The following is a 16,955-nucleotide window of genomic DNA, read 5'->3' on the forward strand; positions in this document are numbered from 1 at the left end:
ACTTATAAAACATACATAAAGTTAATCCCCATAAAAATGGTAAAAACATTCCTGTTATCTCTTGCACCCACTTGCAATGGCGTGTACCGGACATGCCTGCTTACACCGTCCGCAACGGATACATTCCGGACTGTTGGGGTTTTCCACAGGGTTGACCACCATCTGGCAAGCCTTTGCACATTTTCCACAGTGAACGCATTTTTCCATATCTACACGGTAGCGGTAAATGGAGACCTTATTGAATACGGAATAAAACGCGCCAAGCGGACAAATATAACGGCAAAATGGTCTGTAAATAATAATGGAAAGAACAATTGTCACGATCAGAATTGTATTTTTCCATATGTACAGCCAGCCAATGGCACCGCGCATAGCCTTGTTCAAAAGTACCAGCGGCAGTCCGCCCTCCAAAGTTCCGGCCGGACAGATCAGCTTACAGAAATAGGGTGCTCCCTGTCCCATTATATCTGTGAGAAACAGGGGAAGCAGAATTACAAATACCAGAAAAATCACGTATTTCAGCTTTCGAAGAAGCTTGTCCCCTTTGAAGGTACGGATTTTCTTTGGAAAAGGAATCTTGTTCAGCAAATCCTGGATCAATCCAAACGGGCAGAGAAAACCACACACCAGCCTTCCCAGGATCGCACCTACGAAAATCAGAAATCCGATTACGTAGTAGGCAAATTTAAAGTTCCAGCTTCCAACCACAGCCTGTAAGGAACCAATTGGACAGGCTCCTGCTGCCCCGGGACAGGAATAGCAGTTCAGTCCCGGAACACAGGCATTTTTCAGCTTTCCTGTATATATTTTTCCAGTTACAAATCCGGATATATGGGAATTTGTAAGTGCCGCCCAGAGTGCCTGTATGGTATGCCTGGGCCAGTTTTTTATGTTCATTTTCTTATCATCCAATTCCAATACACTCCATACAGATATTTACAGCTTTTGTAAAAACAACTTCCATTTCACCACGATAAATACCAAAGGCCATCATCAGAATCCCCACCGCTGCAAGGGCGATTCCTGTCCATTTGGACTGGGTGATTTTATTTATATAATTTTTCATCCTACATTCCATAACCACTTTTTATTTTCCGGAATTAATTTTTTCCAGTGCATCCTCTACAGCTGTTTTCCAGTCTTCCAGATTTCTGCTGCCCATGATCGGATCTCCTACAATGTTTCCATCTTTATCTACAAAGAAGGATTCCGGGAAGCTGCTGAGACCGCTGATGCGACCATTCATGTTTCCCGCATCCGGAATCAGAAGAGGATAGGTAACTCCTGTTTTTTCCTTGAGAATCTGCGCTTTTTTCACAGTATCTTCATCTGTAGTTCCGTCCTCGCCTACAGAATCGATTACCATTCCTACTACTCCCACACCCTTTTCCTTCATTTCCTGATAAAGCTTGTCAAGGTCTGGCATTTCATTTACACATGGAGAGCACCAGGTTGTAAAGCAGTTTACAAGTGTCAGGTCATAGTCACTGAATACTTTTTCTGTATAGGCATTTCCATCAATATCTGTTGTCTCAAATGCGCCTACATTTTCTGCATCTGGGTTGGCATTTTCTGCCGGCATATCAAATACGGATTTGCTTGGATCAAATGCTGTCATTTCTGTGATCGTAGTCTCAATTTTTTCGATCTCGTCTGTCAGGTCAGACTCTGCATCTTTATTAATGCTGAGATAGTATTTATAATTTCCATCCTCGCTGGTTCCCAGCTCTTTGTGCTCATTGCAGCCTGTGATGGAATCCAGATCATCGATCACGTCCTTGCTGTAAACGCCAAGTGTGCCAACTCTTTCGATGCTCTTAAGCCAATCCTCATAGCCGGTCCCAAGAAGGTTTACATCTTCGTTTTTCTGATCCTCGGTAAGCTTATTCCAGTGGAAAAAGGCATACTTGAAACCAGTCATGTCATCATTCCATTCTTCCTCTGTGATCATAAGCATATCGGAGTTTTCGATCTGTTTCTTCAGTTCTTCCGGAAGGACTGCCTTTAATCCAAGGAATGGGAAATCGTAGGAATCCTGCACCTTCATATTAATATCTGCTGCTTTTACTGTTTTTTTCACAGGTGTGCCATCCTCGGAAAAAACAGCTGTCTCAGAATCGTTACCTGATACCACTGCACCTGCTTCGTCTGCAGAAACGGCTGCTCCGGCCTCATCTGCTGAAACGGCTGCGCCAGCTGCATCCGCAGGTACGCTCATGCCTGCTGCATCTGCCGGAACTGCCATGCCAGCTTCTTCTGCTGATACGCTTTCAGCCTTAATCATAACCGGATTGAAAGATGTTGCTGTCAGAACCCCTGCTGTCAGAATTGCCATAAGTCTTTTTTTATTCATCATTTTTAATTTTCCTTTCAGCGTTTTTTATTTGTCTGAACGTATTTTAACATCTTTCCTATAAAATCTGTGTTAAGATTTTTATTTTTTTAGAAAAACACACTTATTTCACATCTGCAGTCTCATCTACCACATATTCAAAGAAATCAAAATCAGCTGTGTGCTGATGAAGCATACGGTCGCCACAGGTGATTCCTACGAAAGTTCCTGTAAATTCCCCAAACTCAGAATACTCATCCGAAAATTTCGTAGTATCAAAGCATGGTCCGATTTCTTTATAGGTATCTCCATCCAGCGACCACTTAAAGCAGGATTTTCTGCCCTTTACCTCCAACCGCATCCAGATGTCCTGTCCATCTTCCACAAAAGTCCTTGCTTCCGAAAATTCCCGTTTTATTCCATTTTCCACCTGCATAACAGAAATCGCACTGTGATTCAGTGTATCGCTGAAATATTTATACAAATATACAAAGTTCATATTATCATAATAAAGGATCAAACCAGCTGTATGCTGGTAACTCAGCGGAGTAAAATCAACCTTTGTTGTTACCGTTGCCTGTACACTTGTCAGCTTTCTTGCCAAAATACTTGTCTTATTCAAAGAGCAGCCAGATTCCTGACCACGCAGGCGAATCCAGCCTGGTCTTGCTTTCAGATCAACGAAAGTCACAGGATCAATGCGAGGCGCATAATAACCGATTCCAAGAGTTTCAGAATCAAAGTCATCCCTCTGCGGAAGCTTTTTCACCGGATACTCGGGAAGCTTACTCTCCTTCACAAACTCCTGGGCCATATTGCCTCCATTTTCCATTCGAAGCCAGCCGTCCTCTGTCCATTTCATACGCTGAATGGCAGTTTCACGGCCAAGAGTGCAGCGAAGCTCTGGAACAAAAGGTCTGGAAGTGAGATGTACCAGCCAGGTTTCTCCGTTCGGAAGATCCACATAACTGGCATGACCGGATTTCTGAAGCTTACTCTCCGGATTATAATAGCGAGGCTTCAAGTGATCCCAGTCGGCACGCTCGTTATGATTCTCCGGAACAGAAGTTACAATTGGGTTACATGGACCAGCCTCATATGGTCCCCATACATTTTCAGAACGTCCCATTGTCACGCTGTGATAATATCCAGTTCCGCCTTCAGCACACATTATATAGTAGTAATTCCCACGCTTAGTCAGATGAGGCGCCTCAATACAACCACGGTCTGTACCGCCTCTCCAGAAAGCTTTTGGCATTCCCACTACTTTTTTCTGTGCCGGATCATATTCTACAATACAGATTGGGCCCGGTTTCTCGTATTCAGTTCTTGTCTCCCATTCAAGAGCTACAATATATTTTTTGCCATCATCGTCATGAAACATAGAAGCATCAAAACCGGAAGAATGAAGATAAACCGGTTCACTCCAAGGACCGCGCAGATCTTTTGCCGTGATCAGATAGTTGTCTACATCAAAATATCTGGCATTCATAGAATTCATAACACCATATACTACATAAAACAGATCATCTGCTTCACAGTAGGTCAGGCAAGGTGCCCAGATTCCTTTTGCACTTGGCAGTTTTTTCAAGTCAGGATCTTCTGCATTGGTAAGGGCATGGGAATACAGCTCCCAGTTTTTCATATCCTTTGAATGGTAAATGGGGATTCCTGGGAACCACTCAAAGGAGGAAACTGCAATATAGAAGTCGTCGCCCTTTCGGCAGATACATGGATCGGCATGAAAGCCTGGTAAAATTGGATTCTGGATCATAGGAAAAACCTCTCTTTCTTAAAAATGTCTGTGCAAAAATGTCAATATTGTTATTATCAGTTGCTGTTCATGGACTGACTGGGAATCGCCTCGCAGAATGTTGCCCGCAAACAGTTTCTTATTATCTTTTTTATAAATTTAGAATAAATTACTTGCCCTTAATTTTCAAGATATGATAGTATCTAGATAATAGGTCAATATTCTCTTTTTTATGGAGCCAGACAGTTATGAAAAAAGTGATCACAGCTTCAAATTATGAAGTGATTCCTCTTGATCTCAGGACAAATGTGCGTTTTTATACATCGGTGGATTTTGGAAGCTACGTGCCTCCTCACTGGCACGATGCTATTGAAATTCTCTATTTACAGGAGGGCGAACTGAAAGTAAATACGGAAAGCACTTCCAGAAATCTACGTTCCGGGCAATGTACGCTGATACAGCCAAATAAGGTACATTCTACTTTATGTACACGTCCAAACAAAGCTATTGTATTTCAGATTCCGCTTCTTTTTCTGGAAAAATTTGTTCCCGATGCCGCCCAGCTGACTTTTCAGCTTGAAGGAACTCCCAGACAAGCTTCTCAGCCAGAATGGGACAGACAAAAAATACAAATAAATCAATTTAAAGAAAAACTGGAGCAAATGCAGTTTATAATGGATACCAAACCTGACGGAGCACCGCTGTTGTTTAACACGCTTCTTTTTGACGTGCTTTATCAGCTTTATCACAATTTCAGTTTCGGATTTACAGCAGATTCCACAAGCAGGCAAAATCAGAATCTGGAAAAACTAAAGCCAGTTCTGGATTACATCAACTGTAATTGTAACAGAGCCATTTCCCTTACTGAAATTTCCAGAATTGCCATGTTTGATCCTAAATATTTCTGCCGTTTTTTTAAGAAATGTATGGGAACAACATTTCTGGAATACCAGAATGACATCCGTATTTCCCACATTTATCAGGATCTGGTATCCACAAATGATAAAATTTCTGTCATTTTGGAGCGCCACGGATTCACTAATTATAAACTGTTTCGAAAAGTTTTTTATAAACATTTTGGTGCCACACCAACTGAAGTACGTAAAAATAATTCTGTCTATCAGAAAACCACATTATAAAAGGAGACAATATGCACATTTTAATTATAGAAGACGAAGAACAGCTCTGCCGCTCTGTTGCGGAGGGACTTCGCATAGATGGTTATGAAACAGATATCTGTTTCGATGGAGACGAAGGGCTTTGCCTGTGTATGACAGAAAATTATGACCTGATCCTGCTGGATCTAAATCTTCCCGGCACGGACGGTCTGGAAATCCTCCGCCAGTTCCGGGAGCACAATACTAATACCCCGGTTCTGATCCTGTCCGCCCGTGATCAGATTGAAGATAAAGTAAACGGTCTGGATCTGGGAGCCAATGATTATCTTACCAAACCCTTTCACTTTCAGGAGCTGGAAGCCAGAATCCGAAGCCTTACCCGGCGGAAATTTGTTCAGGAGGATGTATGCCTAAAATGGAATCAGCTTACCTTTGATACCAGAACAAGAGAAACCTCTGTAAATGGAGTGCCGATTTCCCTTACCAGAAAAGAAAGCAGCCTTCTGGAATATTTCCTGCTCCATCAGAACCGTGTAATTTCACCGGAAGAAATGATTGAACATATTTGGGACGGAAGCGTAAATACCTTCAGCAATTCCATCCGTGTGCACATTTCATCTCTTAGAAAAAAACTAAAGGCTGCAATTGGATTTGACCCTATTCAGAATAAAATAGGCCAGGGCTATATATTGGAGGAATACAGATGATAAAAAAACGTTTCCACACCTCACTTCAGCTGAAACTCACTTTATTGCTGTCCTTACTGATGATTGTCTCCTGTGTTCTTATGTACTTCTTCATCAGCCATTCTGCCGTATCGGGAATGGACGGATTGCAGAATTATATGATCAAGGTGGACCCACAGGATGGAGATTCACCCATTACCTTTAATGTAGATCCCAAAGCCCTTTTTCCTCAGTTTGAGCAGGAAATCCAGGAAACCAAGGAGGATTTTCTTCTCCGAAGTGTTATTGCCACCACGATCATTATTCTTCTTTCCAGCGTGTGTACTTATTTTCTTACGAAAAAGACCCTTACGCCGTTGCAGAAGCTAACCAGCGAAGTCAGTCAGATCCAGGCGCAGAACCTTTCCACCCGGCTTGCTGTTCCCAATTCAAAGGATGAAATTGCACAGCTGACCAGATCTTTCAATGAAATGCTGACCAGGCTGGACAATGCCTTCAGTACACAGAAACAGTTTTCTGCAAATGCCGCTCATGAGCTGCGTACACCACTAGCAGTCTTGCAGACCAATCTGGAAGTTTTTGAGAAAAAGCAGGAACCGGAAATAGTTGAATACAGACAGCTTTTCACCATGATTAAAGAACAGACAGCAAGGCTTTCCCAGCTAGTGGGAACCCTTCTTGACATGACGAATCTGAAATCTGTTCCACGAACAGATCAGGTTATGCTGGAAGAGCTTGTAGATGAGGTTTTCTGCGACCTGGACCCAGTTGCAGAAAAAGCAGGAATTTCCATTCATTTTGATGACAGCTCCAGTCAGGATTGGCATACTGATGTCCACACGCCTGATGCATCTGTACTTAATAACAATATTCGCAATATCACAGGCAGTTATGTACTTCTTTATCGTGCAGTCTACAATCTTGTGGAAAATGCCATTAAATACAACCGTTCCAATGGCTCTGTCACAGTTTCGGTGAAGGAGAAAAACGGTCAGGCTATGATCCTGGTAAAAGACACCGGCATTGGCATTTCACCTGAAAATCAGAAAAAAATCTTTGATCCTTTTTTCCGTGTAGACAAGTCCCGCAGCCGGGCCATGGGAGGTGCCGGACTGGGGCTGGCGCTGGTTGACTCCATTGCCAAAGAGCACGGGGGAACCGTAAAGGTGCTGGAAAGCAGCGAAACAGGGAGCACGATAGCGCTTATGCTGCCGATGGATAATTCCTAAATACAGTTTTACACATATATGTCTTGCCGCATAATTTAATTCTTGTGGCAAGACATATGTTTTTCCCCCTCTATTTCTTCCCTTCTTTTTCCTTTGACAGTGAATGTCCATATATCTTCTTATAAAGATTATAAAGATAATGCCAGTCTGAATATCCAACCAGTTCTGCAATTTCATATATTTTCAGATCACTATTCAGATAAAGATTTCTGGCCTGTTCCATTCTCTGTTTGGTAATATAATCTACAAATTTAACTCCTGTACTTTCCTTAAAAATTTTGCTGAAATAGTTTTTACTCACACCAATTTTTTCAGCTACCATCTGCAGGGAAAGCTCTTTATTCCCAAGATTTTCACCAATATAATTCAGTGCCTGCACCATCTCTCTTTTCATTGAACCGGAAATATCCAGTGCGCTGGAAAAACGAATCTTGTTTACTTCAGAATCTGCTGTTGCACATAGCTCCACCGCCAGAGCATAGCTTCGATTCAAAGCTTCTGCTCCCTGCGCCAGATTACTGATACCAGCTACAACTTCAATCTGATAATACAACTTCAGAAACGTAAATCCTGAATTCAGCTTGTTATAAATTCCATCAATAAAACAACTATTTTGCTCAAGAATTTCTGTTTTGCAGCAGATAATTGCATATTCTTTGTAATTAATCCGATAGAGAAAACACTCATACTCCGTTCCCATAACCTCTTCCAACACGTTTCCAATAGAAAACTGCATAAGACTCAGATCGTCACCAAACACTCTCACCAAACAATCTTGGTATTTCGTCAATCGAACACTGACAACTGCATACTCCGTTGTCTCCAGTTCCTGCCACTGCTCCTCTGAAATTCCGTATCTCTCCCTGGAAACCTTTTCTCCCTGAAGAAACCTTTCCAATATTTCTTTTTTAGAAATAGTCTGAACTGCCTTTTTCTTTGTTTCTCTTTTCTTTTCTAGAACTCTTTGTACTGACTCCAAAATGTCTGTTGGCATCATAGTTGGCTTAAATAAATAATCTTCAGCACCTAGCTGCATTGCACTTCGAACCAGTTCAAACTCATTATAACTGCTCAGCATGATTACAGCTGGAGATATTCCCATTTGATTTACCTTTTCCAAAAGTTCCAATCCCGTCATTGATGGCATACGTATATCTGTCATTAATATATCAACCGTATATTTTTGCATAAATTCCAGTGCCTCTTTTCCACTGGATGCCTGGTGGACTTCCACACCATATTCAGCCCATGGGATTGTATTTACTACTGCCTGCCTTGCATACGCTTCATCGTCAACGATCAGTAAGACTTTCATTTGCAGTTTTTCCTCCTTCAACAACGGGAAATACTACTGTTACACAAGTTCCCTCGCCAATTATGCTATGAATCTGCATTTCAGATTCTTTTCCAAAATTAATTTCCAATCTATCTTTTATATTGTTTAAGCCGATTCCGGTAAGCTTGTCAAATCCTTCATACTGAAAGCCACAACCATTGTCATATACCGAAATCTTTAGTTGTCCGCTCTTTTTCTCGCAAGTTACAGTAATTATATTTTCCTTTCCATTATTATCGAAAGCATGAATCAATGCATTTTCCACAATTGGCTGCAACAGCATTTTCAGCACCAGACACTCTCTGCAGTCATCTTCAATCTGATATTTGACAACAACACTGCTGCCATACCGCATGTTCTGAATATAAATATAGTCCTCAATAAACTGGATCTCTTCTCTAAGTGCGACCATATCCAGGGTGTTTTTACAACTGTATTCCAAAATTTTTGTCAGCGCCACAATGCTGTTGGCAATATCCATCTGACTCTGGGAAATAGCCTGCCACTTAATGGTATTTAAAGTGTTATAAAGAAAATGGGAATTGATCTTTGCATTTAACGCCATCATTTCCATTCTGGTTTTTTCATGCTCTTTCTGAATATTTTCTTTCATCAGAACATCCACTTCCAGAATCATAGTGTTAAAGCTTTCCACTAATTCTGCCAGATCTTTGTTATCAGGCTTTTCTACCTGAATATTAAAATTTCCCTGACTGACTTTTCCCATACTTTTGATCAGACCTGCAATGGGCTTTGTTATTCTGTGGGATAAGCTGAGAGACAATCCGAGAGCACATAACAGACAGATTACAAATACCAGAAGCCAGGTATTCTGGATCTTTCCCAGTTCCTCCCGAAACATGACATCACTGTTCACCTGGAGCAGATACCACTTTTTATTAAACAGGGCAGCCTTTTTGATCAGACTCCGTTCTCCATTATTTTCTTTTTTATTATCTGCGTTTACTTTCTCCCAAAGATCGCCCAGATTATAATTTCCGTAAACAACATTACTTGCCTTTTTCCCTATATCTGCGGAATCAGGAGCATAAATCAGATAATCGTTTTCATCTACAATAAAAGAAAAATCACTCTGGGTCATTTCCAGCAATTCCACTGACTTTCTGATCTTTTCATAGGGAATATCCATCTGGATCAGTCCGATTGCACCACTTTGTGTGTATCGGTTCAGATAAATCAGCAGACTGACCATATAGGGTGCTTTGTCCCCATTTCCGCAGTATCGGTAAGCTGCCCTGTGAGGTGGAAGGATCACTGTTTTCCCTTGCTGGTCTCTGGACAAAGGCTCTGCCAACCCCTCTTTATAAACATCTTCATTCCACTCACTGTTAGAACTGAAACCATTTCCATCAAAATCCAATATATAAATATTGTCTATAGTATCATTTGAGATGCAGATATTTGTAAGCTGAGATGTTATTTTCCGATACAAAAGCAAACGGTCATATGTACTTTTTTCCGAATAATTTTCAAATTCAGAAGACAAAACTGCAAGCTCCAATACCTGATCCGATACCGTATCAATCTGACGCAAAATATTATTCACATTTGCAGTCATATTTTTACGGTTGTTTTCCTGAAATATAGCTACCTTTTCACGATAAAACTCTCTTGTATAATTATAATAAAAACCCAGAATGATCAAACTGGACAAAACAGGCGTAACTAACATCGCAATCGCCATTTTCTTTTGTATGGAAATTGTTTTAAATTTTCCAATCCATTTCCTCATTCTGGGTCACCATCCCTTCTTATGTTGTTATTGTCAGAAATTCCCGTCTTTTATTATAACATGACAGGACAAATCATAAAATTCTTTTTCCAGATTCTTTTTTACCTTTTCTAAATCCTCCCAGTCATCACCATACCGGCCAGATGTGGTCAGTATCTTTATTTTATTCTCTCTTACCACCAGAATACAATTGAAGTACAGCTTTCCCTGATTTGTTACCCACAAAAGGTAGGTACCATCTTCCTGAATCCATTTTTTCAATGGCTGGAAAATATGTCTGGGAAAATCACTTCTCCTGATTACCTGTATTCCATCTGTTTCTTCCAGTGCCCGATATTGATATTCCAGATAATCATCAATATCCCAGTCATAAACCTCTTCTGCCTGCAGCTTTTTATCGTAACAATCCATTGCAGCTTCTGTATAAATCCGAACTTCATCTATCTCTGGAAAAGCCTCTAATAATCCTTTCGGCTGCTCCAGGGACTTTGAATCCAGCATAACCTTTTCGCCATTCTGGGTAACAGCCCGAAATCCCTCTGCCTTTTGCAAAATATGAAGAATCTTTACAGGAGGACAATACAGATCCAGAATCTCCTGAAGATGAGTCCAAAGCTCTGGTTTCAGGCATTCCGCGGATATATTTTTATCAACCATTTCAGTGCTCCTCCTTTTTTACTTTCCAGATTTGAATTTCAAATGGACGAAGTGTCACATTCAAACAATCAGTTACTGTTTTATTAGCATGGCTTTGCATATCTGTAAATTTTCGTCTTCCTCGGAAATCTATCGACGCTTCTTTGGACTTTTCTGAAGTATTTGCCACAAAAATTAGGATGGCATTATCACATTCTCTTCTGTAAACAGCCAATTCACAATTTGTACTGCTGTACTCTGATCTTGGAAGATTTTCCAATAATAGTTCTTTCGGATTTACCACCGTTTTTACTGTGCTTTCCTCTTTTAATAAGGTACACCCGTTCCCTCGCCTGTCAATTTCCGGTACAATTGGTCCCAGATATAGCTGTTTTCCTGAAAGTCTGGAAAAATCCAGCAATTTTTTCTGGATCCATGGCTCCATAAAATTATAGGAAGCTGCAAAAACAACATCATACTGAGCCAGCTTTTCCAGTGTAACATAGCAATCAGACATATCATATTCAAACCCATTCTGATCAAGGGTTTCCATAATTTCCTGTACCCACATTTCCCTGTCATATCCGCCAGTACAGCTGTCTATATTCAGTTTTCCGGCATAAGCTTCAGCTTTCCACAGGCTTCCTGGTATGTCTGTTCCTTTTATGAAACAGTTGGAGGAAAACATATTTCGGTTTCTTGTGGACACAAGAGCCCGCAAACGACCCATATCATAATTTTTCAATACAAGAATTCTGGCATTTCTTCTATATGTATTTAACTCTGAATCCTTCAACAAGCTTAGCAATTTCCGGAACATTTTGTACCATTCTTTTCGAATAGTGCCATCATTTCGAAGCGGACAGCCAGTCCAACGGTCACGGTCAGCAAGCATATAAAAATTTACTGCCTTCATTCCGTTCATGAACGCATACAAATAGCCAAACCTTTCCTCTTCCGGACTAAGCAGCTGTTCCCTGTCAAACCAGGAGCCGGAACCAAATTCAGGTACAAATGGAAGTTTACTGCTTCCTGCAAGATAACGGATTCTTTCCTTCAGCATTGAAGTATCACCTGGGTCCGGATATGCGTCAATTCCGGCTACTGAGAGACCTGGAAGCTCCTCATCACGCTGCACGGAAATTGGTGTGTAATTCTGGTATGCACAGTTATGAAAAATTGGGATCGGAAGTTCAAGTTCTTCCAGAATCTCAACCATTTTTCGCAAAGCTTCCAGGATCTGATATTCTTTGTATTCCAGCCAGTCAAAATAATACTCCAGATTTTCATCTTTCTCCTGGTAGCCTGCAGGAGGACATATTTCTTCAAATTTCTTATACTTGGAATGATAAGTTTTATTCAGCTTCTCAATTTCCTTATATTTTTCTTCCAGAAATCTGTAATATTGCTGAACCGATTCCTCAGAATAGTCCATAATATATGGCTGATCTCTGAAAAAATTGCAAGTCTCATTATCTGCCTGAATTGCAACGATTCCGCCTTTCGGATAGCAATGTTTTTTCAGAATTTCTGCAAAACTTTTGAAATAGTGTCTTGTCTCCTCATACAGTTTTGAGCTTGCATAGGATGGAATGGGAAATGCACCTGTTACATAAGGATATACTACAGAAGTACCCAGCGGTGTCTTTGCCTGTATTTCCGGCATTCTGAGAAGCCACTGTGGATAACCAAACCAGGTCATCTCCGCATTGATATGGGGTCCCGGCCTTACGATTACATACAGTCCAACTTTTTCGCAAATATCCAGAAATTTATTCAAATCTTTTCTCGGGTCTTTTTTCCCATAATCAAACTCATTTCTCTCCGGCTCATGTACCCCCCATGGAATATATGTTTCTACAATAGAAAATCCCATATTCTTTGCATTGATCAGCGCTGTTTCCCATGTTTCAGGAGCCATTCTCCAATAATGGATGGAGCCGCTATACAACGGAATTTCTTTTCCTTCTTTCTCTGACTGAGAACCTTCCAGATAAATTCCATTTTGTGTAAATCTTACATTTTTCTTCATATCAGTACCATTATCCTTTCACTGCACCTGCTGTCATTCCGGCAATAACCTGTTTCTGGAAAAGCAGATACATAATAACAACCGGAACTATGGAAATTACAAATCCGGCACACAGGAGACCATATCGTGTAGCATAGGAACCCTTTAATGCAGAAATCGCAAGAGATAAAGTTTTCTTTTGCGGAGATGAAATCAGAACAAGTCCCATAAGCAGATCGTTCCAACAGTTCAAAAACGCCAGAGTGGCAACCGTAGCAATTCCAGGCTTTGCAATTGGGAAAATAATGCGTAGGAAAATCTGACTTCTGGAACATCCGTCAATCGTAGCAGCCTCATCCATTTCTCTTGGAATGCTATCAAAAAATCCATTCATGATATACATGCTAAGAGATATATTAATTGCCGTGTACATCAGAACTAGTGAAAATAAATTATCTGTTAATCCGATTTTTTTGAAAATCAGCACAGACGGAATCAAAAGTGCATGGATTGGAATCATAATTCCCAGTGAAAAATATGTGGAAAGGAATGTATTTTTCCATACCCTGGTAAGAATATAACAACCCATAGATGTAATAATGATCAAAATTACCAGTGTAGTAAGGCAAACGATCATACTATTAAAAAAATTTCGGCCTACATCCGCACCAGCCCACACTTCTTTATAATTTTCAAAAGCAATTTTTACTGGCAATCCAAACGGATCTCCAAAAATAGAATTATTATCTTTAAAAGAAGAAATCAGCACCCATATAAACGGATATAACGATACAATCGCTACCAGTATCAGAAACAAATATTTAATCACAGTCGTTACCTGATATTTCCAGGATTTACGAAAAAATCTCATGGCTCCTCCTATCTTTTCTCCCGCCAGGCAGAAATTGTATTAAATAATACGGTAATTACAAGAGACAGCAATACAATTGTCACTGTAATCGCACTTCCAGTTCCAAAATCTGAGTTTACAAATGCTGTTTTATACATGTAAACACCAAGATATGCTGACCTCACACCAGGTCCGCCTCCTGTCATGATCCAGGAATGTTCAAAGGCTTTCAGAGAGCCTGTCACACACAGAATTACACATATATTTGTGAAATTCGCGATTTCAGGTAAAACAACATGGAAAAATGTCTGAGTTCTGTTTGCCCCATCAATCTGTGCACTCTCAGAAAGCTCTTCTGGCATGGACTGCAGCGCTCCTAAAAATATTGTTACGTAAAGTCCAATGTACTGCCAGACCTGAGGTACCATTACTGCATATAAAAGTGTATGAATATTGGAAAGCCAGTTTGTTGCAAATCTTCCCAGACCAATTGCCTCCAGAACTTTGTTGAATATGCCAATCTCACTGTTGTAAAAAAGAGAAAACATCAGGGAAATAGCCACTGGCGCGATAACAACTGGAAGAAAAAAAATCGTACGGAATATTTTCATACCTTTTATTTTTGAATATAAAAGGTATGCAAGAAGAAGTCCTACCGGAATTTGTATACATAAACTGATCACAACCAATTTGATGGTATTCCAGAAAGTGATCCAGTAATCACTATTTGAAAATAGTGCTTTGAAATTATCTAAACCAACAAAAACCTTTTCCGTTACTCCGTTCCAGCTTGTCAAACTGTAATACGCAGACTGAACCAGCGGAACAAACAGAAATATGGTATAAATCAAAAATACTGGAAGTAAAAATCCTATGCACACAGGAACTTTTTTGTATTTATTATTCATAATGCCTCCTCATTTATACTGCAGTGCCTGAAGATATCATGTACTTTTGGGCATAAAAAGGCTGCCGCTTTTGATCATTCCTTCGCGGCAGCCTTTTATCAACATTACTTATCCGTTAAAGCAGCTACCGTTTATTTATCTTTATCCAGTACTGCCTGTACCTTATCGACGAATTCCTGTCCGGTCAGTGCATTGATAAACAGCTCATCAAGACTTGAATCCATCATGGTAATTGCTTCTGCGCTTGGCATTGTAGTATAGTGAACCTGAACAAGAGTTTTATCAGCCGCATAATCAAGTGTTTTCTGCATGATCAGTTTCTGGGAGTCTTTGTTAACTTCTACTTTCTTGCATGGGATCATTCCACTCTCTGTAAGAGATTCTGTTAACTCATCAGAAGCAAGCATATCGCATACTTTCAGGATAGCATCATGTTTTTCCGGATCCTCATAGGAAGCTTTGTTGATCATAAATCCATATACAGTAAATCCTGTCTCAATTGTTGCCGGATCAATTGTTGCACCTGGCATCTGCGGGATTGGAATAATGTCACTGCATTCCTGAATATCATCCGGAATTGACTCATACATCCATGGATAGGTATAAGTCATAGCTGCTTTTCCATCTGTATAAAGCTGAAGGCTTGCAGACCAGCCACCGTTTGCCATTGTATCTTCCGGAAACAGCTTGTTGTCAATCATATCAAGAAGAGTATCTGCGACCTTTACTGCATTGTCAGTGTTAAAGTTTCCACCAGAAGCAAGTGCTGCAATCTCATCTGCGCCACCTTCATACTGATTGTAAAGTTCACTGTAGAAGAACTCTGAAGGTGTTCCGCCGTTGCTTCCGATCGCCATTGGAATAATTCCATTTTCATTAAATACTTTTCCAACCTCTAACAGCTCATCGTAAGTTGTTGGGTATTCCAGATTATACTGCTCAAAAAGAGTTTTGTTTGCCAGGAGAACACCTCTTGTGGACTCAATCGGAATACCGTATACATTTCCATCTCCAGCAATATAGTAATCAAATGCTCCATCATCGAAATCTTCTTTTGTTACGCTTTCACTATCTGCAAAGTAATCATCTACATTAAGAAGCAATCCAGCGTCAACCATATCTTTCATCATACCGCCGCCCCAGTATGTAAATACATCGGGAAGATCTCCGGATGCTGTCTGGGTTTTGATCTTCGTCTTGTAATCCTCAGTGCTGTATGTCTGAAGGGTAATGTCCATTGTATCAGCATTTTCTTCTTGGAATTTCTGGAAAACAGGATAGAAATAATCGTATTTAGAATCGCCTTCGCCCCAGTTTGTAGCCACAACAACGGAAACCTTATCATCAGCTTTAACTTCCTGTCCGCCATAAACAGCCAGACCGCCCGCACACATAACAGCTGCCATACTTAAAGAAACAAGTTTTTTTCCTTTCATTCTACTATAACCTCCCTGAAATTTTCGTTCTTCTTTTTTCGCGTTTTCTATTTGAGATTTACCGGTATCTCTCTTTGATATACTTATTATTACAGAAAATTGAGTTTTTGGAAATACGAATATTTTCCTTGAAATGTTATAGATTCTTACACTTTGTATGATTTTTTCTACAAAAATAGCCAGGGGGTGAGACTTTTTGTAGTGACTATCCCTGGCTTTTTTGACATCTTATTAATATTTACAATAGGTCTATAGATTAGCTTACTTTCTGGCAACTGCTTTGTTTTACCCTTTTAATGGAATCTCATATTCCAAAACTATATTTCATAATCCGAAAACGGCACTGGTTCCGCAGACACGTCATAGAAATGCCACCATTCGCATTCGTACGCCAAAAATCCAACAGATTCCATTACTTTTTTCAGATATTCACCATTTCTTCTTCCGATTTTTGAATGACCGGCAAAGTTCAGGGCTGCGCGTTCGTCCATAGTGTCAAATGGAGATGGCATTTCGATTTCGTTGCCTTCTTTATCAGTTAGTGTGACGTCAACACACATTCCGTTCATATGAGTAGGACGGAATTTCTTAATTTTCGTCATATCCGGCGGACGGGCAATGAAATCATCATTTGGCATGATCTCCCAGAACCGCTTCTGCGCACGAATTGGACGATAAGCGTCCCAGATTTTCACCCGATAGCCATCTTTTTCGAAAATTTCCTTCGCTTTTATCAGGATCTGCGCTGTGTGCTCATCCAGCCAGCAATCCGCTGACTGGTACACCTGCACGCCAGTGAAATTATCCGGCGTGGCATATTTCAGGTCGATGATGAAATCGGAAGACAGGTCCGTAAGTTTAATTAAGTTTCCTTTTCTTTCCATTAGACTTACCTTTTCAGAACAGT

General features: G+C 40.4%; 15 protein-coding genes. 3 read left to right on the forward strand and 12 right to left on the reverse strand.

Annotated elements, in window-relative coordinates:
* Nucleotides 1-54: 54 nt before the first annotated feature.
* The 4 genes from AB5Z12_RS00345 to AB5Z12_RS00360 all read right to left on the reverse strand — a co-directional run bounded on the left by AB5Z12_RS00345 (nt 55) and on the right by AB5Z12_RS00360 (nt 4,106).
* The gene (locus tag AB5Z12_RS00345; protein ID WP_118577806.1) at nt 55-897 is read right to left on the reverse strand and encodes a 4Fe-4S binding protein; all 843 of its coding nucleotides are present in this window, start codon (nt 895-897) and stop codon (nt 55-57) included.
* 7 nt (nt 898-904) lie between these two features.
* Nucleotides 905-1,066 (reverse strand): CD1871A family CXXC motif-containing protein, encoded by a 162-nt coding sequence (locus AB5Z12_RS00350; RefSeq protein ID WP_148461398.1) that lies wholly within the window; start codon nt 1,064-1,066, stop codon nt 905-907.
* A 21-nt stretch (nt 1,067-1,087) separates the two neighbouring features.
* Nucleotides 1,088-2,356 (reverse strand): TlpA family protein disulfide reductase, encoded by a 1,269-nt coding sequence (locus tag AB5Z12_RS00355; RefSeq protein ID WP_368356811.1) that lies wholly within the window; start codon nt 2,354-2,356, stop codon nt 1,088-1,090.
* Nucleotides 2,357-2,456: 100 nt separating this feature from the next.
* Complete coding sequence (locus AB5Z12_RS00360) at nt 2,457-4,106, reverse strand: glycoside hydrolase family 43 protein (RefSeq protein ID WP_368356810.1); 1,650 nt, start codon at nt 4,104-4,106, stop codon at nt 2,457-2,459.
* Between the two features lie 227 nt (nt 4,107-4,333).
* On the opposite strand from AB5Z12_RS00360, the gene AB5Z12_RS00365 reads away from it, so the two are divergent.
* Genes AB5Z12_RS00365 through AB5Z12_RS00375 form a run of 3 tightly spaced genes read left to right on the forward strand, consistent with a single transcriptional unit; the run spans nt 4,334 to nt 7,118 of the window.
* Nucleotides 4,334-5,224: a helix-turn-helix domain-containing protein gene (locus tag AB5Z12_RS00365; protein WP_368356809.1), complete on the forward strand. Its 891-nt coding sequence runs from the start codon at nt 4,334-4,336 to the stop codon at nt 5,222-5,224.
* A gap of 11 nt (nt 5,225-5,235) precedes the next feature.
* On the forward strand, nt 5,236-5,910 hold the full coding sequence (locus AB5Z12_RS00370) for a response regulator transcription factor (RefSeq protein WP_118577702.1): 675 nt from the start codon (nt 5,236-5,238) through the stop codon (nt 5,908-5,910).
* Complete coding sequence (locus tag AB5Z12_RS00375; RefSeq protein WP_368356808.1) at nt 5,907-7,118, forward strand: ATP-binding protein; 1,212 nt, start codon at nt 5,907-5,909, stop codon at nt 7,116-7,118. Before AB5Z12_RS00370 ends, AB5Z12_RS00375 begins: the two co-directional genes overlap by 4 nt.
* A gap of 70 nt (nt 7,119-7,188) precedes the next feature.
* Here the strand turns inward: AB5Z12_RS00375 and AB5Z12_RS00380 are convergent, their stop codons facing one another.
* From AB5Z12_RS00380 to AB5Z12_RS00415, 8 genes are all read right to left on the reverse strand, one after another.
* On the reverse strand, nt 7,189-8,433 hold the full coding sequence (locus tag AB5Z12_RS00380) for a response regulator (protein WP_368356807.1): 1,245 nt from the start codon (nt 8,431-8,433) through the stop codon (nt 7,189-7,191).
* Entirely contained in the window at nt 8,411-10,207 is a 1,797-nt protein-coding gene (locus AB5Z12_RS00385) for a sensor histidine kinase (protein ID WP_368356806.1), read from the reverse strand. The genes AB5Z12_RS00380 and AB5Z12_RS00385 overlap by 23 nt, the downstream gene beginning before the upstream one ends.
* 33 nt (nt 10,208-10,240) lie before the next feature.
* Entirely contained in the window at nt 10,241-10,864 is a 624-nt protein-coding gene (locus AB5Z12_RS00390) for a hypothetical protein (RefSeq protein WP_195408820.1), read from the reverse strand.
* A gap of 1 nt (nt 10,865) precedes the next feature.
* Entirely contained in the window at nt 10,866-12,875 is a 2,010-nt protein-coding gene (locus AB5Z12_RS00395) for a beta-galactosidase (RefSeq protein ID WP_368356805.1), read from the reverse strand.
* A 10-nt stretch (nt 12,876-12,885) separates the two neighbouring features.
* Nucleotides 12,886-13,725 carry a carbohydrate ABC transporter permease gene (locus AB5Z12_RS00400; protein ID WP_195408822.1) on the reverse strand — a complete coding sequence of 280 codons (840 nt, stop codon included), beginning with the start codon at nt 13,723-13,725 and terminating at the stop codon, nt 12,886-12,888.
* Between the two features lie 8 nt (nt 13,726-13,733).
* Nucleotides 13,734-14,612, reverse strand: coding sequence for a carbohydrate ABC transporter permease (locus AB5Z12_RS00405; RefSeq protein ID WP_173770598.1), 879 nt, complete (start codon nt 14,610-14,612; stop codon nt 13,734-13,736).
* Between the two features lie 131 nt (nt 14,613-14,743).
* The gene (locus AB5Z12_RS00410; RefSeq protein WP_368356804.1) at nt 14,744-16,048 is read right to left on the reverse strand and encodes an ABC transporter substrate-binding protein; all 1,305 of its coding nucleotides are present in this window, start codon (nt 16,046-16,048) and stop codon (nt 14,744-14,746) included.
* A 317-nt stretch (nt 16,049-16,365) separates the two neighbouring features.
* A complete protein-coding gene (locus AB5Z12_RS00415; RefSeq protein WP_173770596.1) occupies nt 16,366-16,932 on the reverse strand; it encodes a M15 family metallopeptidase in 567 nt (188 codons plus the stop codon).
* Nucleotides 16,933-16,955 lie beyond the last annotated feature (23 nt).

It is taken from the genome of Ruminococcus sp. RTP21358st1_G6_RTP21358_211008, from assembly GCF_040908885.1.
Taxonomy (GTDB): domain Bacteria; phylum Bacillota; class Clostridia; order Lachnospirales; family Lachnospiraceae; genus Blautia_A; species Blautia_A faecis.